At 48.8% G+C, this 20,271-nt stretch carries 20 protein-coding genes and 2 tRNA genes; 10 read left to right on the top strand and 12 right to left on the bottom strand.

Annotated features, from left to right (window positions below):
• Positions 1 to 110: 110 nt before the first annotated feature.
• Positions 111 to 2,114: an excinuclease ABC subunit UvrB gene (gene uvrB / locus ACEW9I_RS10795; RefSeq protein WP_373540344.1), complete on the bottom strand. Its 2,004-nt coding sequence runs from the start codon at positions 2,112 to 2,114 to the stop codon at positions 111 to 113.
• On the opposite strand from uvrB, the gene ACEW9I_RS10790 reads away from it, so the two are divergent.
• Positions 2,113 to 2,718, top strand: coding sequence for a DUF4291 domain-containing protein (locus ACEW9I_RS10790; RefSeq protein ID WP_373540343.1), 606 nt, complete (start codon positions 2,113 to 2,115; stop codon positions 2,716 to 2,718). The genes uvrB and ACEW9I_RS10790 overlap by 2 nt on opposite strands.
• A gap of 180 nt (positions 2,719 to 2,898) precedes the next feature.
• Here the strand turns inward: ACEW9I_RS10790 and ACEW9I_RS10785 are convergent, their stop codons facing one another.
• The gene (locus ACEW9I_RS10785; RefSeq protein ID WP_373540342.1) at positions 2,899 to 3,570 is read right to left on the bottom strand and encodes a DUF3386 domain-containing protein; all 672 of its coding nucleotides are present in this window, start codon (positions 3,568 to 3,570) and stop codon (positions 2,899 to 2,901) included.
• Positions 3,571 to 3,897: 327 nt separating this feature from the next.
• Between ACEW9I_RS10785 and ACEW9I_RS10780 the strand changes: the two genes are divergently transcribed.
• On the top strand, positions 3,898 to 4,287 hold the full coding sequence (locus tag ACEW9I_RS10780; RefSeq protein ID WP_373540341.1) for a DUF2358 domain-containing protein: 390 nt from the start codon (positions 3,898 to 3,900) through the stop codon (positions 4,285 to 4,287).
• Between the two features lie 80 nt (positions 4,288 to 4,367).
• On the opposite strand, the gene ACEW9I_RS10775 is transcribed toward ACEW9I_RS10780, so the two are convergent.
• Both ACEW9I_RS10775 and ACEW9I_RS10770 read right to left on the bottom strand, forming a co-directional pair.
• Positions 4,368 to 5,570, bottom strand: coding sequence for an argininosuccinate synthase (locus ACEW9I_RS10775; RefSeq protein ID WP_373540340.1), 1,203 nt, complete (start codon positions 5,568 to 5,570; stop codon positions 4,368 to 4,370).
• 240 nt (positions 5,571 to 5,810) lie between these two features.
• The gene (locus ACEW9I_RS10770) at positions 5,811 to 6,638 is read right to left on the bottom strand and encodes a photosystem II manganese-stabilizing polypeptide (RefSeq protein WP_373540339.1); all 828 of its coding nucleotides are present in this window, start codon (positions 6,636 to 6,638) and stop codon (positions 5,811 to 5,813) included.
• A 264-nt stretch (positions 6,639 to 6,902) separates the two neighbouring features.
• Here ACEW9I_RS10770 and ACEW9I_RS10765 point away from each other — a divergent pair, with 264 nt between their 5' ends.
• A complete protein-coding gene (locus ACEW9I_RS10765) occupies positions 6,903 to 7,256 on the top strand; it encodes a hypothetical protein (protein WP_373540338.1) in 354 nt (117 codons plus the stop codon).
• A 521-nt stretch (positions 7,257 to 7,777) separates the two neighbouring features.
• Complete coding sequence (locus tag ACEW9I_RS10760; RefSeq protein ID WP_373540337.1) at positions 7,778 to 8,332, top strand: tetratricopeptide repeat protein; 555 nt, start codon at positions 7,778 to 7,780, stop codon at positions 8,330 to 8,332.
• A gap of 19 nt (positions 8,333 to 8,351) precedes the next feature.
• On the opposite strand, the gene ACEW9I_RS10755 is transcribed toward ACEW9I_RS10760, so the two are convergent.
• Positions 8,352 to 9,659 carry an ATP phosphoribosyltransferase regulatory subunit gene (locus ACEW9I_RS10755; RefSeq protein WP_373540336.1) on the bottom strand — a complete coding sequence of 436 codons (1,308 nt, stop codon included), beginning with the start codon at positions 9,657 to 9,659 and terminating at the stop codon, positions 8,352 to 8,354.
• A gap of 119 nt (positions 9,660 to 9,778) precedes the next feature.
• Positions 9,779 to 10,684: a DnaJ domain-containing protein gene (locus ACEW9I_RS10750; protein ID WP_373540335.1), complete on the bottom strand. Its 906-nt coding sequence runs from the start codon at positions 10,682 to 10,684 to the stop codon at positions 9,779 to 9,781.
• On the opposite strand from ACEW9I_RS10750, the gene ACEW9I_RS10745 reads away from it, so the two are divergent.
• Positions 10,673 to 10,894 (top strand): hypothetical protein, encoded by a 222-nt coding sequence (locus ACEW9I_RS10745; RefSeq protein ID WP_373540334.1) that lies wholly within the window; start codon positions 10,673 to 10,675, stop codon positions 10,892 to 10,894. The genes ACEW9I_RS10750 and ACEW9I_RS10745 overlap by 12 nt on opposite strands.
• Before the next feature lie 141 nt (positions 10,895 to 11,035).
• On the opposite strand, the gene rsmH is transcribed toward ACEW9I_RS10745, so the two are convergent.
• Positions 11,036 to 11,908: a 16S rRNA (cytosine(1402)-N(4))-methyltransferase RsmH gene (gene rsmH / locus ACEW9I_RS10740; RefSeq protein ID WP_373540333.1), complete on the bottom strand. Its 873-nt coding sequence runs from the start codon at positions 11,906 to 11,908 to the stop codon at positions 11,036 to 11,038.
• 120 nt (positions 11,909 to 12,028) lie between these two features.
• Positions 12,029 to 12,101: transfer RNA gene (locus tag ACEW9I_RS10735), tRNA-Glu, on the bottom strand.
• A gap of 229 nt (positions 12,102 to 12,330) precedes the next feature.
• Here ACEW9I_RS10735 and ACEW9I_RS10730 point away from each other — a divergent pair.
• Positions 12,331 to 13,497, top strand: a complete 1,167-nt coding sequence (locus tag ACEW9I_RS10730; protein WP_373540332.1) for a histidinol-phosphate transaminase — start codon at positions 12,331 to 12,333, stop codon at positions 13,495 to 13,497.
• Positions 13,498 to 13,666: 169 nt separating this feature from the next.
• Here ACEW9I_RS10730 and ACEW9I_RS10725 read toward each other — a convergent pair whose 3' ends face one another.
• On the bottom strand, positions 13,667 to 13,993 hold the full coding sequence (locus ACEW9I_RS10725) for an ArsR/SmtB family transcription factor (protein ID WP_373540331.1): 327 nt from the start codon (positions 13,991 to 13,993) through the stop codon (positions 13,667 to 13,669).
• A gap of 262 nt (positions 13,994 to 14,255) precedes the next feature.
• Between ACEW9I_RS10725 and ACEW9I_RS10720 the strand changes: the two genes are divergently transcribed.
• Positions 14,256 to 15,359 (top strand): alkene reductase, encoded by a 1,104-nt coding sequence (locus ACEW9I_RS10720; protein WP_373540330.1) that lies wholly within the window; start codon positions 14,256 to 14,258, stop codon positions 15,357 to 15,359.
• Positions 15,360 to 15,424: 65 nt separating this feature from the next.
• Positions 15,425 to 16,000 carry a flavodoxin family protein gene (locus ACEW9I_RS10715; RefSeq protein ID WP_373540329.1) on the top strand — a complete coding sequence of 192 codons (576 nt, stop codon included), beginning with the start codon at positions 15,425 to 15,427 and terminating at the stop codon, positions 15,998 to 16,000.
• 11 nt (positions 16,001 to 16,011) lie between these two features.
• Here the strand turns inward: ACEW9I_RS10715 and ACEW9I_RS10710 are convergent, their stop codons facing one another.
• The gene (locus ACEW9I_RS10710; RefSeq protein WP_373540328.1) at positions 16,012 to 17,007 is read right to left on the bottom strand and encodes a GntR family transcriptional regulator; all 996 of its coding nucleotides are present in this window, start codon (positions 17,005 to 17,007) and stop codon (positions 16,012 to 16,014) included.
• 521 nt (positions 17,008 to 17,528) lie between these two features.
• Between ACEW9I_RS10710 and ACEW9I_RS10705 the strand changes: the two genes are divergently transcribed.
• Positions 17,529 to 18,401: a GNAT family N-acetyltransferase gene (locus tag ACEW9I_RS10705; protein WP_373540327.1), complete on the top strand. Its 873-nt coding sequence runs from the start codon at positions 17,529 to 17,531 to the stop codon at positions 18,399 to 18,401.
• A 63-nt stretch (positions 18,402 to 18,464) separates the two neighbouring features.
• On the opposite strand, the gene ACEW9I_RS10700 is transcribed toward ACEW9I_RS10705, so the two are convergent.
• Together ACEW9I_RS10700 and ACEW9I_RS10695 are read right to left on the bottom strand one after the other, a co-directional pair.
• Entirely contained in the window at positions 18,465 to 19,247 is a 783-nt protein-coding gene (locus ACEW9I_RS10700) for a TrmH family RNA methyltransferase (protein WP_373540326.1), read from the bottom strand.
• 84 nt (positions 19,248 to 19,331) lie between these two features.
• Positions 19,332 to 19,415: transfer RNA gene (locus ACEW9I_RS10695), tRNA-Leu, on the bottom strand.
• Between the two features lie 237 nt (positions 19,416 to 19,652).
• Between ACEW9I_RS10695 and ACEW9I_RS10690 the strand changes: the two genes are divergently transcribed.
• A complete protein-coding gene (locus ACEW9I_RS10690) occupies positions 19,653 to 20,147 on the top strand; it encodes a chromate transporter (RefSeq protein WP_373540325.1) in 495 nt (164 codons plus the stop codon).
• The last annotated feature ends 124 nt before the right edge of the window (positions 20,148 to 20,271 follow it).

Genomic DNA, 20,271 nt, shown 5'->3' with positions numbered 1-20,271 from the left:
AATAATACTCGACACTCGATCTCGCTACAACATATCAACTCTTAATAATTGAGTATTTTCCCCAAGACTCCACTGGCCGAGCGCGAGTATTAACGTGCATAGCTTTGATACTATGTCCGAACTAATTTAGTTCGTAATTGCTTGATTCGATCGCGCAATGTGGCTGCTTTTTCAAATTCTAACTCTTTGGCTGCTACTTTCATTTCTGCTTCTAATTGAACAATCGCATCAGGAATTTGTTCGAGGGTTAATTCATCGACGTGAGCGATAACTGTCTCCAATTGTTGAGCATTCAAACGACGGGAAAGATCGAGAAATTGGAGGATCGAGTTATTACCTGTTTTAACGATCGAGTAGGGCGTGATATTATTAATTTTATTATGGGCTGTTTGAATATTGCGACGGCGATCGGTTTCATCGATCGCGGCGATCATACTATCGGTCAATTTATCTGCATACAAGATCGCTTGTCCGCGAATGTGTCGTGCTGCTCGTCCGATTGTTTGAATGAGCGATCGTGTCGAACGTAGGAAACCTTCTTTATCGGCATCGAGAATCGCAACTAAAGAGACTTCCGGTAAATCTAAACCTTCCCGTAATAAGTTGACCCCAATCAATACATCAAACTCACCATTCCGTAAACCTTGAATAATTTCAATGCGTTCGATCGATTGAATTTCTGAATGGAGATATTTTACCCGCACACTCCGTTCGTGGAAATATTCAGTCAAATCTTCCGCCATCCGCTTAGTCAGCGTCGTAATTAAGACGCGTTCTTCACGCTGGACACGATCGCGAATTTCGCCTAATAGATCGTCTACTTGTCCCTCCGTCGGACGCACGAATATTTCGGGGTCGATGACGCCTGTCGGACGGATGATCTGTTGGGCAATTCGATCCTCTGAGAGTCCCATTTCCCACTCACCAGGGGTTGCGGAAACAAAAATACATTGATTCACCTTTTCCCAAAATTCATCAGCCTTTAAGGGGCGATTATCAGCCGCACTGGGCAACCGAAAACCATGATCGATCAGGACAGTTTTTCGAGCGCGATCGCCATTATACATCCCGCGAATTTGGGGAACGGTGACGTGAGACTCATCGACTACCAATAACCAATCATCATCAAAATAATCCAACAAACATTCCGGCGGATCGCCAGCTTGCCGTCTGGCTAAATGGCGCGAATAATTTTCCACCCCATTACAAAAACCGACCTCGCGCAACATCTCTAGATCGTAGCGCGTCCGTTGGTCGATGCGTTGAGCTTCGATTAATTTACCATTAGTTTCAAGTTCAACAATCCGCTGTTTCAACTCCGTATCGATATCATTGCAAGCATCCTGCAATGTATCTTCAGGTGTGACAAAGTGCCGCGCCGGATAGATATTCAAACCACCAACCGTATTCAGAATTTCCCCCGTCACCGGATCGACATACCGAATCGCTTCAATTTCATCGCCAAAAAATTCTACCCGCACGATCCGATCTTCGTAAGCGGGGCCAATTTCAACTACATCACCACGCACCCGAAAATTACCGCGTTTTAAGTCGATATCATTGCGACTGTATTGCACCGAAACCAACTGCTTGAGCATTTCACGTTGGTCGATTTCCATCCCCACCTTGAGCGGAATTGCTGCCTTCAGATATTCCGCAGGCGTACCCAAACCATAGATACAACTGATCGAAGCCACCACAATTACATGCCGATGCTCGAACAGCGATCGCGTTGCCGAATGTCGCAACATATCGATTTCATCATTAATTGCCGATGCTTTTTCGATAAAAGTATCGCTGACAGCAATATACGCCTCTGGCTGATAATAATCATAATAGGAAACAAAATACTCGACGGCATTGTGGGGGAAAAATTGCCGGAGTTCGTTACACAATTGCGCCGCTAATGTTTTATTATGGGCTAATACTAATGTCGGCTTCTGATACTGGGCGATCGTCGCGGCGATCGTAAAAGTCTTGCCCGTACCCGTTGCACCGAGCAGGGTTTGAAACCGCTGCTCGGATCTTAACCCAGCGACAAGCTGCGCGATCGCCGCAGGTTGGTCGCCTGTCGGTTTAAATGGTGCTTCTAGTTGAAATTCGTTATCGTCCATGCGTCTTATCACCACCAGTTACATCGAACAAAAGACCAAGTTGCCTAAAATCGGTCGTTATATTTTAGCGCAGTTTGATGAAGAAGGGGTAATTGTGTACCAGGCATATCGCCCCACCATCGGGCATTTTGCAGCGACTCATGGCTACTTCGGCGGCGAGCATTTTAGCCTGACGCGGATGAGCTGGATTAAGCCTAGTTTCCTGTGGATGATGTATCGCTCCGGCTGGGGGCAAAAGGAGGGTCAGGAGGTGGTTTTGGCGGTGAAGATTAAGCGCGAAGCCTTCGATACGATCTTGGCTAACGCTGTCTGCTCTACTTACGATCCCGATCTCTACCCCACTAAACAAGACTGGCAACGCGCAGTCAAGCGTTCTGATGTCCGATTGCAATGGGACCCCGACCACAGCCCAACTGGGGGTAAATTGGAGCGGAAAGCGATTCAGTTAGGTTTGCGGGGGGAGATGCTAGCTTTGTATGCACGGGAGTGGATAGTCTCGATCGAGGATATCTCAGCATTTGTCTCCGCACAATATCAAAATTTGGGTGACTTGGATAAGTTAATCATCCCGAGTGAACGGATGTATGCGGTTGCCCCGCTCTAAGTGTGGGGCCAATACGGTTCGGTTAGCTAGTTAGGTAGCGGTTGAAACCGCCGCTAGTGATGCAAAGTCCGCCTTCGCGGACTGACAATATCTAAGAAAATGGACTTAACCGAACCGTATTGAGTGTGGGGCAACCGTAGCTGTTACCGTACCGGATTGGGGGATGTGTCGAATTTAACTCTACACTGTCGCTGCGACAGCTTTGACTTGAGCAGGTAATAACTCGATCTTAGTAAATTTAAACTCAGTAGTAACAGGCTGACCATCTTCGACAGCTTGGATCGTCCGTTGGCTGAGAATTTGATAATCACCGACTTTTTGATAATTGTCTTCAAACACGATTTTACCGCTCTTGATTGCTCCGGTTTCAGGATCGGCGTAGATCGAGTCATAACGATGAGAGAGATAACCCGCACCAGTATCGTGACTGCTAAAGGTATCGATCGTCACCATAACCCCATGAATATGACGGTGAACGTGGCAAACTTCATTATTGCGGAGTTTGTAGCGATCGCCTGTAGATTTGCCGCCCATGAGGATTTCTACTGCACCTGTCGCGTCGGTTTCGCCATAGCTGAAGGTATTTTTGCTGTGAGTATCCGCAAAACTCCGGCGGACGCGGTGGATGGCGACTTCGCGGAGTTGTCCGATGATGGAGTCGCGCGCCTCGTCATCGTCGATACCCATCACTTCGGCACTGAGATTGGCTTTGACGACAATAGTGCCATTCAAAATCCGATCGCCATGTTGAAATGTGACTGCGGCTGTGTAGCCAGGAAAATTTGGCTCCCAAGTATAGCGATTCTCATAAGCAGCCTGAAATAGTTCCTGTGCAGATTTTGCTTCTGTCATCTTGTTCTAACCGGATTGTTTGGTATTTAATTCTATTTTAAGGATTTTTGGCGGGCTTTTCGCTTTGGTAAGCTAGGATGATGATGAATTACCAAGAACAGCGGTGCTCTCCGCTTGCCGTTCGGTCAGATGACTAGCATAAATGTCAATGCTCAAGATCTTCGTGCTGTAGCGACTGCATTCGCCCTCGAACGGCAAATCCTGATGCCAGAGTTAACCCGATCGATCGAGATTGGCTATTACTAGACTTTGAGTGCGATGGGCGGAAGTTAAATTCTCAGCTTTGGGAGAAAATGAAAGGTAAACAGATCTAATCAACCATTAAATATGGATATTGTTACCGTTCTGCGTCAAGACTATGCAAGATTTCCGATCGATCAAAGCTATCATATCTATGCCGAAGATGTCTACTTTCAAGATCCACTATCGCGGTTTCGGGGACTCGATCGTTACAAGCAGACGATCGCGTTTATCCGCAAATGGTTTCAAAATCCTCACTTGGAATTGTACACGATCGATCGCGTAGACAGAGCGATTTTGACACGCTGGTCTTTGAGCTGGAATACTCCGCTACCTTGGCATCCACGCATCGAAATCACTGGTAGAACCGAATTGTTATTAAACGAACTAGATTTGATTATCAGTCACATTGATTACTGGGATCGATCGCCACTAGATGTTTTGAAGCAACACTTTAAGTTAGGGGGTAGGTTTTAGGTATTAGGCTTTAGGGGTCTAAGACGCTTACGCCCCTCATCACCGCCTCAGAATGCATCCTAAAACCTAACACCTAGAGCCTAAAGCCTATTCCGCTGCGACCATACCCGCGTGGGTAAACCCCACACATAGATAAATCCTTCAGCAGCCTTGTGATCGAACTTATCATCAGCACCGTAGGTAGCCAAGTCCATATCGTAGAGACTGTACTCTGACTGACGTCCGACAATGATGGCATTGCCCTTAAATAGCTTGATCCGGATAGTCCCAGAGACTCGCGCTTGGGTTTGTTCGACAAAAGCATCCAAGGCAGCTTTAAGGGGCGAATACCACAGACCGTTATAGACGATTTTGCTATAAGTTTCTTCGATGCCGCGCTTGTACTGGGTGACATCGCCAGTGAGGGTGAGACTTTCTAGTTCGCGGTGAGCTTGAATCAGGACGGATAGAGCCGGAACTTCGTAGATTTCTCGCGACTTGATGCCAACGAGCCGATTTTCGACCATATCGATCCGCCCGATCCCATGATTGCCAACAGTTTGATTGAGTTGACTAACCAGACTGACGGGAGTGAGTGCGATCCCATTGATGCTCACTGGCACACCACAAGTAAAGCCAATCTCGATATATTCGGGTGTATCGGGGGTATTTTCGATCGCTTTAGTGAGCGCGTACACTTCTTCGAGTGGCTCTACCCAGGGATCTTCGAGCGCACCAGCTTCGACACTGCGTCCTAGCAGATTGAGATCGACGCTGTAGGGTGAGGACTTCTTGACAGGTGAAGGGATACCACATTTTTCGCCATAAGCGATCGTTTGTTCGCGACTCATCCCCCATTCGCGGGCGGGTGCTAGCACTTTCAAGTTAGGATTGAGGGCAGCGATCGACACATCAAATCTGACTTGATCGTTACCTTTGCCCGTACAACCATGAGCGACTGCATCTGCGCCATACTCAGCGGCGGCTTCGACTAGCAATTTGGCAATCAACGGGCGCGCTAGTGCGGTAGAGAGTGGATAGCGATTTTCATACAAGGCATTGGCTTTGAGCGCGGGAAAAGCATACTCAGTGATAAATCTGGCAGTAGCATCAGCTACTAGCGACACACTCGCACCAGAAGTGAGAGCTTTTTGACGAATCGGTTCCAACTCGTCTCCCTGTCCCAAGTCTGCGGCGAGGGTAATGACTTCTTCAACACCCCATTCCTGCTTGAGATAAGGAATACAGACAGAGGTATCTACCCCACCAGAATAAGCAAGCACGACTTTTTTAGCACGACCCATAGGTGATATCACGTTGTGAATGAAGAATTAATATGATTGAGAATAGAGGTTAGCTGCTCGAACAGAAGGTATCGCAGCTAGCGATCGAGTCAATTGCTCGATGTTGACGATCGCCCAGCCAGTTAAAATTGAACCATCGATCGACCTCCTAAAAAAAGGTGTCATACCTAGTCGATACAACACCCATCAAACTATCTAAACCCGACCCTAAAGCCTAAAGCCTAAAACCTAACCCCTAATTTAAGATTTGGTTTCTAGACGAGCATAGAAAAGACCGCGAATTTTGACTTCCTTAGGATCTAAAGCACCCAAATCCGTATCGGAGGTTTGTTCGCTCTCAAAAATACCAGCGATTTCGCCAGTCTCACTGTTGACTTTGGCAACTTCAAAGTTGATTTTACCTTTGGAGGCGGTGGCGCGTTTGGTGTTGGCGCGATTACCCGTCCGGCTTTCGGATTCGGCTTGGAGTGCGACAGCGTTGTCATAACCACTTGCTACGCCGCGACCTTTGGGGTCGAGGAAGACGTTACCACGATAAGATGGGACTTTGTATTCACCAGCAAAGTCGGTAGAAGTATTGATGCTCTCGACACCTGGCTTGCTAGTTGCGACCAACTCTTTGACAGTAAAGAGGAAGGGCACTAGTTCGCCACCTGGCATTTTGACAGTGATCGCTTGGAAGTCAATGCCATCTTCTTCGGTGAAGGTGAGCGTCCGATCTTCAGTCAACGAGACAGTACCTCTAATCTGATCGAGACTGGAAGTCGCGCGGGTGACCAACTTACCCGCTACAAACTCAGCTTCCTGACGTTTATTCTGAGGTTCTTCTTTAACAAAGTAGTTGGTGGGTTGAATACACATGTCGATGAACTGGTAGCTCTTGGTGGCATCCAGCGGAATTGCACCACGACTGGTATCCTCGACGACTGGGCAGTTGTTTGCCAGTCCGGTACCCCGAATATCTTCGTACGTCAGTACAGTTGTTGCTGATACAGGAGCATCACTACAAGCCGTCAACAAGCCAACACAGATGGCGAGTAGAGCGGCGACTAATCCGCGAAATTTCATGTTCGACCTCGATTTTCGATATATTTTATGTTATTACAGTCTTTGCTGCTACGCGCACCGTCAGATCTCATCAATCTTCAAAGTTGTGCTCGATCGAGAGCCGTAGACACAGTAAGATAATTGTCTTGTCGATCGGTATTTTACAACGCGCGTGCCGTCCACGTCACATCTATGCACAAATGATTTGAAAATATTGGGAATCGGGTTTCATCACCGATCCCAATACATGAATTTATATTAAAAATAATTGACAAATATAGTTAAATGAATCAGGAAAAAAACTCATTTTTATCCTCTCAAGTGGCAGCAAGCAGCTCATTAGCTGCAAATGTAACTAGTCCGATCGCCGATCTAGCTGAAATCACTACCAAGATACATGACATTGCCGATCGCGATCGGGCAGATCCAGTCGCACTGCTCCAACTCCTGCGGACGCTAGAACAGCTCCATCACGAGATTCAACAAGGCTATTTTCAGTCGGCACTGCCAAATACTCGTCAGGCTCTCTACTCCCTCCTCCGTGATATCGAGGAAAATGGCGGCTGGCCCTACATTCAACGCTGGAAGCTTCAAGAACTATTTGCCAATTTGGCAGCCACCGAAAAATCGGAACCATAGGAACTCACGGATGGCACATCCACCATCCACTGTCTCGATTCGCTGCTTGGTGCGCTTCCATGGTCAACTGGGCGGGTGACCCGACCAGTGGGGAACAAAGGCGGGAGCGCATCCGCTAAACCGTCGGGAAACAAAGGCGTGCGCGAATCGCCATTCACTATTCACCCTCTACCCTAGATATCCAATCTGACACTGGCAAAGAAGTATGTGTCTAAATCAGCAATATATCTCCGAATTCTAGCCAGAGGAGAATGTCAGATTAGGCAATTCGGCTGGACTTAATGTCATGAAGACCAATGTATTTGCTGAAACTGTTAAAGTTTAAAGTGTAAATATTTGAGTTTGCAGTTTCTAAACTCGCTCGGATGCTGTCTTTAAAACAGTAATAAAACGCTCGACCGCCAAGTTTCCAGCAGCCTCACTATATTTGGAGTTGCTGCGTCTGAGCCGCTGTAACCAAGGTAGACTCTCGTCAATATCAACGTTTTTTAGGATTAAGTGCGATTGCGCTATCGATTGAGATGACATTAAAATCTGAAAATATGCCTAATAATCTAGATAACCAATCGGACATTCCCATTGATGCTCAACCTGAATTCCAGCAACATCCACAAGCTGCTAGTGAGTATTATAATCGCGGTCGATCGCGCGATTTAGGTGGCGATCGCGAAGGTGCTTTAGCTGACTACAATTGCACGATTCAACTCGATCCCGCTCATGCCAAAGCATATGCCAATCGGGGATTGCTGCTCGACCGGAGCGGGAATCGGCAAGGGGCACTAGCAGACTACGATCGGGCGATCGAACTCGACGATCGCAGTGCGACCAACTACTATAACCGCGCCAATGTTCGCTATCGCTTGGAAGATCTTCAAGGGGCGTTGAATGACTACAATCTCTCGATTCAAATCGACGCTACCCGCCCCAAAGCTTATTACAATCGGGGGTTGGTGTGTGCGTACCTGGGCAATCGAGAAGGCGCACGTCAAGACCTCCAGATGGCTGCCGAGCTGTTTCGCCAACAAGATCGAGAGTGGGATTATCAACGTACGCTCGAAAAAGTCCACGAAGTTTGAGCGATCGCCCAAAGTCTAGCTAGGTAAGCACTTTGTCAACCAATTCCTCTAACTCGACACCATCTGCACTTACCCAAGCAATCCGTGTAGTACCAAGCTCGATCGCGATTTGGCGGATTTGGGCCAAGTTGCCATCATTGAGGTACATCTCGACTCGGATCGGCGCGGGAGTAGATCTCAACTTGTGAGCGTAGCGGAGCGCGGCAGCGGTAGCCGTGGGTGTCGTCGCCACTACCAACCAGTCGGGTGTGGCGGTGTGGTGAGGCATGGCGGTGCTCGTTTGCAAAGCTTGCTGCAAATCTTCAATATTCAGGGCAAAACCGATGCCAGGGAAATTTTGACCTTGGGGGTGATATAGAGCCAGCAAGCGATCGTAGCGACCGCCTTTGCCCAGGATATAGGTACGATCTTCATGAATGCTGACTGCTTCAAATACGATCCCAGTATAGTAATCAAAGGTTTGAATCAAGCTCAGATCGAGGATGAGTGGGAGTGGCGTGGGACTGCTAGCTGTCAATAATTCCACCACGGTTTGGAGATGCGCGATCGTCGCTTGGCTATCTACATCCAATTCGAGTCGAGCTAGTTGCGTCAATACTACAGCCGGATTGCCACGCAAGTCTAGGAGTGACAGAGCCAACTGCTGTTGCTGAGGCGGTAAGGGTAATTGCTCTAGGGTGACGCGATCGAGATGTGCCAGACAGCGGCGAATCTGAGTGCGGAATTCGCTGGGGAATTGAGCTAGTAAGGCGCGGCTCAAACCTGCTTCTCCCAAAATTAGTTGCCAATTGGGAACGCCCAAACCCGTAAGGCAATCCATCATCAGTGAAATTGCTTCAACATCAGCGAGAATCCCACCGATACCGAGCAGTTCGATGCCAGCTTGATAAAATTCTTGTTGTCGTCCGTGATGTTCGAGATCGGCACGTCGAAAGACATTGGCATTGTAATACAATCTTTGGGGATACAGATCTCCCATCCGCGCGACTGCCGCACGGGCGATCGAAGCCGTCAATTCGGGGCGTAAACCGAGTGTCCCACCTTCGGCAGCGGGAATCTGAATCACAGTCTCGCGATCGACCGCACCACCAGCGATCAGGGTCTCTAGTCGTTCTAGAGTGGAGGTAATAATCCGATGATAACCCCAACGATGGAAGATATTCTGGATGCCTTTTTCGACCCACCGTTTCTGCGCGACATCCAAGGGCAATAAATCTCTGGCACCAGGAACATAAAAGTTCGGTGGTGTCGCCTCGGCTCTGATGAATCGCGGCTGGGAATCATCGCTGTGTGCGGGTATTGAGACAGTGGGAGTGCGATCGGTCATTTGTTTGGGATTGGCAACCAGGACTGCCGTTGCTGGTAAATAGTTAGACTAATAGCATACCAAATCCCGATCGCTAACCCTACTTTTTCACCTAAGTTACCGTTAATTAGCAACTCAATTTACTTTTTACCAAACAAGCCGCCAAAGATACCTTCGTTAGCTTTTTTGGCTGGAGCTTTACCCTTCGAGCTAGTGCGCGGGTTATTGGCGCGCTCGAATTCTTGTTTGGCTTGCAGTGCTAGCGGATCGTGCGGCGCAAGTTGCATCGCTTTATTGATGGATAGTTTTGCCATTGTCATTTGTTGCTGGTGGAGATATACCAATCCAAACAACGCATGAGCACGAACGTTATTTGGCTCTACACTGATGACTTCGCGGAGTTCTGGTACTGCTTTTACCCAATTTTTATTATTGACATAATCTTCCGCGCGGCGGAGCGCACCCTCGATGGGGGATGCTTTGACAATCTCTGGTGGTGTTGTTTCTTTGATGGCACCTAAAATCGCGTTAGTCGCACCCACTGGCGGGGTAGAGCGTACTGACTGCAACTGACGGCGCAAGAGATACACCAGATTTAGTTCGCTAATTTGATTGATAATTCGTTCGCTGTGGTCTAATTCTACATATTGTTGGGTGGCAATCTGAGTTAGTAGGCGATCGTACACTAGCTCGAAGTCATTGCCACTTTGATAAAGTTGTTGGCAGAGCGGATCGGCGATCTGAAGTTGACTATTTTCCACGATCGATCTTTTGCTCAGGAGTTCTAGCATAATCATCTGCTCTTGTAGCTCAGATGGTCGAGAGAGCTTACTATAAGCGTGAGTAATCAGCCGCGAGAACAGTCGCACTGCCAACTGTCGCTCCGCTTCAGTCTTCCACTTGGCAGTATCAGGATGCAACAATCTGGCAACGGTTTGATAGCGTTCTCGAATATCTATACTTTCAGCATTTACACTCACACCCAAAATAGCGTGTCGATCGATAAAGTCAAACTGAAACAATCCTCGATCTAGTTGAAAACTCATATATTTAGTGCGTTGCAACGCCAAATCAGGGGATTCGAGCATACCCGCATCGATAGCAAGTCAGACACGATCGTCATCTCCAAGACAACGATCGATGCTCAAACACGCTGCTACTTCAGAAGTCATTGGCGATCCACAGACTGTGAGAGGGTACATCATATATATATTGCCCAGTTGGGCGCAAATATGCACTTTTGTCCCAAATTTTAGTCGCTCGCGATCGATCCGGTTCGGTCAGTCAGCGGTTAAAACCGCCGCTAATGCTCCGAAGTCCGCCTGCGCGGACTAAGACTAGAGAGGATCTAAGCTCAATCGAACCGGATGGGATCGATAACACGCTGCGATCGATCCCTACTTCTTACCGCCTGTATTTATCGCCCATCTCAATTTAGCCGATCGAGCGCGGGGATTGGTAGCTAATTCGGCTTCAGTGGCGATGATGGGCTTTTTGGTTAAGACTTTGAGGCTCTCATTTTCGCGGAGGGTATGCTTGACAATCCGATCCTCTAAGCTATGAAAGCTAATCAGCCCGATCTTACCCTCCAGCTTGAGCCATGTCGGGGCAACTGCGAGAAATTGCTCCAGCGAACTTAGCTCTTGATTGACGACAATCCGCAGAGCTTGAAATGTCCGTGTCGCTGGATGAATGCGCCCATAACGATAGGACTTGGGCACGGCACCGCCGATCGTATAAGCTAGTTGGGTGGTCGTCGCAAATGGTCGTCCAGCAACTATATCCCGCGCAATTTGGCGCGATAGCCGTTCCTCACCATAAGTGAAAATAATGTTTGCCAATTCGACTTCAGTAGTCTGATTGACGAGATCGGCGGCTGTCTGCCCTTGAGAGCGATCCATTCGCATATCCAGCGGTGCTTCCTGCCGAAAACTAAAGCCACGCTCGGCGAGATCGAGCTGCACCGAACTGACGCCCAAATCGGCAATAATCCCGTCAAACTTTCGTCCTGCTGGTTGATAATCGGCATAGTTGCCATGCCAAAACTCGACGCGATCGCCATACAGTGCCAGTCTAGCTCTAGCTGCTGCTAAAGCTTGCAAATCTCGATCGATCGCCACCAACCGCACATCAGCCGCAGCTTGCAAAATTAGTTCGCTATGCCCGCCACCACCAACTGTTGCATCCAAATACCAACCACCTGCCACAACTTCTAAGCCAGTGACTAGTTCCTGGCTCAATACTGGAATATGCAAAAAATCGGCATCCATAAGTTAGGTCTTAGGCTTTAGGTCTTAGGCTTTGGGTCTTAGGCTTTAGGCTAATTATTTGAATGCAAAAAGAGGCTGGACATTAGTTGCCTAGCCTCTTTTTCCAAATTATTTTCTAAGTAGCCCCAAGGGAAATCGAATCCCTGTTACCTCCGTGAAAGGGAGGTGTCCTAGGCCTCTAGACGATGGGGCCGCGTTTTCAGACACTTATCAATATACGAGATATTTAAATCGCTGTCAATACCTTGATGAGATTATTTTCGCGCTCTAACAGTTAGATGAGCTGGTGGATGATGTGGCGACACCCTTCGCTCGGATCGGGATGAATATTTAGTCGATCTACCCGCTGAGGTTGTCGATCGATCTATGATGAGGATTCAAACCTGCTCCTCGTTCTCGAAGAGGCTTTGCCCACGCTTAATATGACTACTACTCCTCTAGATACCACTCCTAGCGTTACCATACCCTTACCCTTCATTCGGAGCGAACTTGGGAGTTTGCAAGCCTACACGCCGCATCCTGCTGGTGTAGAAGGACAATCTGTAGCGATCGAGATCGATCGAGTAGATACCAATGAAAATCCCTACGATCTACCTGTAGAACTAAAGCACCAATTGGCGCAGACGTGGGTAGCATCGATTGAGAGCAATCGTTATCCTGATGGTGGGCATTATCGGCTCAAGGAGGCGATCGCGGGTTATGTGGCAGAATCAGCAGGACTAGACGCTCGAATACTTCCCAACCAGATTAGTGTGGGAAATGGTTCGGATGAGTTATTGCGATCGCTCCTGATTGCGACTTGTGTGGGTGGTGGGGGCGGGATCTCGATCGCCGGGCCGACTTTTAGCATGTATGGGATTTTGGCGCAGACTTTGGGGATTCCGGTGGTGGGGATCGATCGATCTGCCGTTGATTTTGAAGTCGATCTGGTGGCGGCTCAACAGGCGATCGATACTTCAGATGTGCCGATTCGGGTAGTATTTATGGTCAATCCTAATTCACCGACAGGTAATGCGCTCACAGCAGCGGAGTTGGACTGGATGCGAAGTTTGCCGTCAGATATTTTGGTAGTCATCGATGAAGCTTATTTTGAATTTAGCCAACAGACGGTAGTAGCCGCACTAGCCCAGCATCCCAATTGGGTCGTATTACGGACATTTTCCAAAGCCTTTCGACTAGCCGCTCATCGGGTGGGTTATGCCGTGGGACATCCTCAACTCATCGCTACGCTGGAGCAAGTGAGATTACCCTACAATCTCCCGAGTATTTCACTCGCCGCCGCCGAGTTAGTATTACAACATCGCCAGTCGTTATTGGCAGTAATTCCCCAGCTCATTAGCGAACGCGATCGCTTATTTAGCGCATTGACTCAGATGCCCGATCTCAAAGTATGGCGCAGCGATGCTAATTTCCTCTATGTGCGGTTACGGGGAGTCGCCCATCCCGATCTAGTAATGGCAGATCTAGTCATCCAGTTGAAAAAACATGGCACCTCGATTCGGCATACTGGGGGTGGTTTGCGGATCTCGATCGGTACTCCTGCCGAAAACGATCGGACTATTGCCAGAATCACTGAGCAATTAGCTTGATTTTTAGACAAGTATTGTAGATGTAGGGTGTGTTAGGCGACTGCCGTAACGCACCAGTATTTGATACCAAGGATTCTGAATGCCCACAATTTTAGTCGTGTCGTCCCACTACATTACTATCAACTATCGATCGCCTTAAATCATACCTCAATCCAGCAACGCCCAATTATCAATTATCAATTAATTTAACAGCCCCAACCGGAGCGCGTAACACTACTGCCAACAGCCCTGGATATAGCCTGTCGAGATCCGCGACTCTCAGCGTATTGATATGCTGCGTTCCTTCCTTGCGCGTAAATACCAGCCCCGACTCTCGCAAAATTTTGAAATGGTGGGACATCGTAGATTTGGCAACATCACAGTCCAAATCCGAGCAAGTCAAAGCTCCAGTTGCAGCTAGTCGCTGCACGATCTGCAATCTGACGGGATCTCCAAGTGCATAGAACAAACCAACTAGCGAAATATCTTCGCACTGAGGATGATAAAACGGACGCATGATGTGGTGAAAAAATTGGCGAGTGGGACGTTACGGGTTGGCTAATACTACCGTTCGTCTCGATTTTTGTTGCGTAATCTCAAGGGTAAGGCGGTGCCAACGCCAACGCCGATGTTCGCGGTTTGAAAACATAGGCTACGCCAACGAGGGCATTAAAACTCAAGACTATTGTGTCGGTAACTACTTGCATTATCTCATAGTAGTTGATATAGTTTAGTAGTTCGAGATTGTCGAACTATCGAAATACTAGAAGGAGAAACTAGTGAGTAATTCATTACAGCTACTCGAACCGACCCAACTAGGGCCATATCCGCTCAAGAATCGGATCGTAATGGCACCGCTGACTCGCAATCGAGCCATTGAGGGAAATGTACCCCAACCGATGAACGCTGAATATTATCGCCAACGCGCTACAGCGGGACTGATTGTCAGCGAAGCCACCCAAATATCGCCGCAAGGACAGGGTTACCCATTTACGCCAGGAATTCACTCCGCCGCACAGATCGCTGGCTGGCAATTAGTTACCCAAGCAGTTCACGAGCAGGGTGGGCGAATTTTCTTGCAATTGTGGCATGTCGGGCGCGTTTCACATCCCTGTTTTCAGCCCAATGGCGATCGCCCTGTCGCTCCAAGTGCGATCGCACCAGAGGGTGAGGTGGCAACTTTTACAGGATCGCAGCCGTATGTCGTCCCTCGTGCCCTGGAGACTGCCGAAATCCCCAAAATTGTCGCTGATTATCGCCAAGCTGCCGAGAATGCCTTAGCAGCCGGATTTGATGGCGTTGAGGTGCATGGTGCTAACGGCTATCTCCTCGACCAATTTTTGCATGATGGCTCCAATCACCGCACGGATGAATATGGCGGATCGATCGCCAATCGTGCCAAATTTTTACTAGACACGATCGCGGCTGTCGTCGATGTCTGGGGGAGCGATCGCGTGGGCGTACGCTTGTCCCCAAGCGGAACATTCGGCACGATGTCGGACGGCGATCCGCTGGCTTTATTTACTTATGTAGTGCAGCAACTCGATCGCTTGAATCTCGCCTATCTCCACATCGTCGAACCGCGCGTTGCTGGCAACGAGACGGCTGTAGATCCAGATATGACGATGAGTACCCACTATTTTCGCACTATTTACGCGGGGACGATGATTAGTGCTGGGGGACACGATCTCACCACAGCCGAACAGACGCTAGCAGATGGGGACGCGGATCTGGTGGCTTATGGCAGATTGTATATTTCCAATCCCGATTTACCACAGCGATTTGCCACCGGACAACCACTCACGCCCTACGATCGATCCACCTTTTATGGTGGTGATGAGGTAGGTTATATCGACTACCCAGTATTAGCGGCAGTTGCCTAGTATCGATCGGGATTTACATCACTCAAAGCTCAGAATTTTAGCCTACTTTACCACATCGGTTTCTTATGACTAATATTGCGATTGTCTATTTTTCTGGTACCGGACACACTCACCTGATGGCTGAAGCGATCGCCACAGGTGCCAAGCAGGTTGCAGATACCAACGTCGAATTAATCCCTATCACTGGCGAACAGATTGTCAACGGACGCTGGAAAGATGATGAAATCTTTGCCAAACTCCAAGCGGCTGACGCGATCGTGTTTGGTTCGCCGACATATATGGGCGGTGTCGCCGCTCAATTCAAAGCATTTGTCGATGCTGCTAGTAGTATCTGGTTTGCTCAAGGCTGGAAAGACAAAATTGCGGGTGGATTTACTCACTCTAGTTCGCTCAGTGGTGACAAGCAGGGCACCTTGTTGTACTTGAGCATCAATGCGGCTCAACACAGCATGATCTGGGTGGGCGCGGGTCAAATGCCCGGACAAGATGGCATGAATCGGCTCGGCTCATTTATGGGCGTCATGGGACAAAGTGATATGGACATGAGCGGGGCACCAGCCACGATCGAGCCAGGCGATCGCGTGACTTCAGAAAGCTACGGACATCGCATTGCGACAGCCACACAGCGATGGCAGAAATAAGCCAATAGCCGCTAAATCAAACCCAACTCCCGCTTGAGGAGATTGATGGACTTCAAGCCGATATAAGTCTCACTCTCGACGACTTGCGGAATCCGCATCAAGTCATCGCCAGCAGCTTCGATCGCTTGGTGGACGATGTTGAGACTGGCTTTGTCACTGACGATCGTGTGTGCGCGGCGGATTGTAGCATTGAGCTTGTAGGTATCTTTGGTTTGACAAGCCATTACCAAGAGATCGTCACCGCGCATACTATGTACCATCATCTCGGCGACGGCGAGAATACCCGCACTGAGGCTGACGATCCCGACATAGCTATTTTTGGGCAGAGTTTTGACTAGGGCTAGCTCTTGTTCATAGTCTTGGATATCGACTGGGATAACGCGGATCGATCGCGTCACGACATCGCTACTGGCGAGTGTTGCCTCCACTACTCCAATATGATAGCGACTGGTAACGACTGTTGCTGCGAGAGATTGGGCTAGTTGGGATGCCAATTTGTCCAAGGTGACAAGTTGTACGGGGATGCCTAGCGATTGTTGCAACTCTTGGAGCATCAATTCTCCTGCACCACTATCTGCGCGGGGCACGGTCACAAAGACTCTGGCACTACACCGCCACCGCCAATCAATTTCGGTCAAGAATAACTCCCGCGATTGGGTGAGGGAATAACCTTGGGCGAGGAGCGTGTTGAGACTTTGCGAGACTAAATCGATGGCGGAGAGATTGGGATCGATCTGGGAATCAGCCAGGAGATGATTGCTCTCATGTCCCAAGGACTTGACATAGATCCCCGAACCAGGTACGGATTCTACCAATCCCGTCCCTTCTAGTTGACTATATACTTTGCCGATCGTGTTGCGATGCAATCCTGTCTGCATGGCTAGTTGTCGCGTACTCGGCAATCGATGCCCAGGGGAAAATTGTCGAGAGGCGATCGCAAACAACATTTGATCGTAGAGTTGCTTGGAGACGGGGATTTCGCTATCGGTTTGGATATGGAATTGCATTGGTACTAGTGGCAATTGAGATGAGCGGTATAAAAATGTCCTGTCAACTGCTGGTGCATTCAATTAGCATCTGCTAGCAACCGATCGCGATGTCGGCTGATATCCTCAGAGTACCCTGACGACAACCAGCAGTGACACGATCGCCATCGAGTAACCAGTGCAGTTAAATTAAGATTCAATTGCTATTTCGCCAATTTCGCCAATCTTGGTTCAACCCCATGTCCGGCAATGAGCAGATCCAAGCGATCCAACAAATCTAAATTCATCAGATCGATCGTGACTTTTGTCCGCAAAGACTAAATTAAACCTGTGGACAGAAACAAAGTGTTAAAAAGCTATACACTGCATGTTAGGATTGTGACAACAGGACACATGTTACAAATTGTGAAACAGCCTTCACGGTGTGTTATCTCATTAGCTTTTGGCTCGAAAACAACGGCAATTTCCACTGCGTAGATTTATACTTACGCCACTGAGTAGTAGCAATGACAGAATCAATCACGATTGCGATGGGGATAACTATGACCACAGCAAATCGAACTTTAAAACTACGGACTGGCAATCCTGAAGATGCTCAGACTTGCGGTAAAATTTGCCACGAAGCCTTCAAGACTATCTCCGAGCAGCACAACTTTTCATCAGATTTTCCCTCTGTTGATGCGGCTTGCCACTTGCTATCACCGCTGTTTGCCCGATCGGATATTTATTCAATAATCGCTGAGGTGGGCGGGCAAATTGTCGGCAGCAACTTCCTGTGGGAAGAGACGATTGTGGCTGGGATCGGCCCGATTACAGTGGCTCCCAGCAGTCAAAATGCTACTATCGGTAGACATCTGATGGCGGCAATACTAGATCGAGCAGAGCAGCAAGGGTTTACTAGTGTGCGCCTAGTTCAGGCAGCATATAATAACCACTCTCTGGCTCTATACACCAAGCTGGGTTTTGATGTGCGGGAGCCACTAGCGTGCATTCAAGGACAAGTACTGGGACTGGAAATGCCAGGTTATCCAGTCCGTTTGGCAACTACCGACGATTTAGCAGATTGCGATCGGCTCTGTCAGCAGATTCATGGCTTCGATCGATCTCGGGATCTCCGTCAGGCGATCGGGCAAGGCACAGCTACTGTCGTCGAGAATGACGATACGATCGTCGGATATGCTACTTCGATTGGGTTCCTCGGTCATGCTGTAGGCAAAAGCAATGAAGGGCTAAAAGCACTGATTGGTGCCGCCAGATCGTTTACAGGACAAGGATTTTTACTACCGACACGCAATGGTCAACTGTTCCGCTGGTGCTTGCAGCAGGGGCTACGGATCGTCGAGCCGATGACGTTGATGAGTTTCGGCAGCTATAATCGACCCACAGGTGCTTTTCTACCTTCCATTCTCTTTTGAAGACGAATTTCAGGGGGTTTGATGAGCGATATGTAGACACAAAAGCAGCCAGAGATGGGGCTGCTAACTTAGCTGCTGCTGTCTGCGAACTTCATACAACATTAACGCCGCTGCCGTCGATACATTGAGTGATTCTACTGTTGCAGACATGGGGATTTTGACCTGAAGATCGGCTAGGGCTGACAGATCTGGACTCAAACCCGCACCTTCGTTGCCGAGCAAAATCAGCGTCGGCGATCGCCAGTCTACATCCCAGTAACTAGTTTTGGCATTAGCAGTAGTCGCAACTACCCTGACACCCTGCTGTTGGTAACTGGTGACGAGTTCTTTGAGATTGTCGCTGACGCCCATCGCTAGCCGAAACCATTGCCCAGCCGAAGCGCGGAGGACTTTGGGATTGTCTAGATCGACGCTATCCTGACTCACCCACAGCCCATCGATACCTGCTGCGGCTGCTGTCCGAATTATCGTGCCCAAATTACCTGGATCTTGAATAGTTGCCAAGACAAGTGTCAAATTTGCCGGAATGGGTGGTGGGGAGAGTGCCATGCGCGGTGCGGTGGCGACGATCCCATCGGGGTTGACGGTCGTCGCGATCGATCTAATTACTTCATCACTGACCAATTCGACGCGATCGCTAGTCGCCAATACACTCGACCATAACTCGGGATGAGCGGCTTGCCAGGTGGGGGTACAACAGACACTCATCAAGGGGTAGCGGACAGCACAAGCCTCCTGAATGAGATGCGTCCCCTCTAGCAAGCACAACTGCGTTTCCCGCCGCTCTTTGGCGGCTTGGAGTTTTTTGATTTGCTTGATGAGTGGATTCTGGGTACTAGTCAACATAGTTAATATCGATCGAGACACCATAAAACAGTAGACAGCAACGCTAGGTTGCTGCCTACTGAAATTGTTAACTTTAGACAAATATGCGCGACCCGAGACTCGAACTCGGAAGTCCTTGCGAACACTAGAACCTGAATCTAGCGCGTCTACCAATTCCGCCAGTCACGCAAATTATTTGATTTTTTCAAACTAATTACTTATTATCAAAGGTGTAGGGGATATTTGTCAAGTAGATCTAAAATCCAAGGGAATCGATCGTCGGTGAGCTGATTGCTACAAGCTATTACCCAGCTAAATTCCGTTCGCGCAGCTTCGGCTGTGTCGCATCGAGTAACGTTCGATTAAAATAGAGCGAATTTCCGCAGCCCACAAGTTCTGTCGATCTGCCTTTTCCCTATCCCTAACATGCCGCCATCACGTTCTCGCCTGACCGAATTAGTTGGAGTGTTTTTGAAACTGGGAACGATCGGATTTGGTGGCCCAGCGGCGCACATTGCCATGTTGGAAACAGAAATTGTCACTCGTCGCCAGTGGGTGAGTCAGGCACAATTTCTCGATCTGGTCGGGTTGACTAATTTGATTCCGGGGCCGAGTTCGACCGAGTTGGCGATTTATCTCGGCTATATCCGAGCTGGTTGGTGGGGTCTAATTATTGGTGGGGTGTGCTTCATTTTGCCAGCGATGGCGATCGTCTGGGGACTGGCGATCGGGTACAATCGAGTACAGGATCTGCCCCAAGCGATCGCGATCTTTGGCGGAATTAAGCCTGTGGTAGCGATCTTGACCCTTCAGGCAACCTGGAAATTAGGTAAATCGGCAATTAAAAACATCCCCACAGGTCTGGCAGGAATCGGCGCGGTCGGTTTATTTGGGCTGTTGGGTATAAATAGGGCTTGCTGAAGAAGACTATAACCCGCGAAGGGAGACGAATTCAATCGATAACGGGAAGAGCGAAGTCCCAGAAAATTAGCTAAGATCGGTCTAAAGCCTAGTCCAAGGTGTTAATACTCATGTACCGACAAGT

Source organism: Chamaesiphon sp. (assembly GCF_041738855.1).
Lineage (GTDB): Bacteria > Cyanobacteriota > Cyanobacteriia > Cyanobacteriales > Chamaesiphonaceae > Chamaesiphon.
Note: the sequence above shows the minus strand (reverse complement) of the source record. Positions and strands in the feature narration are given on the sequence as shown.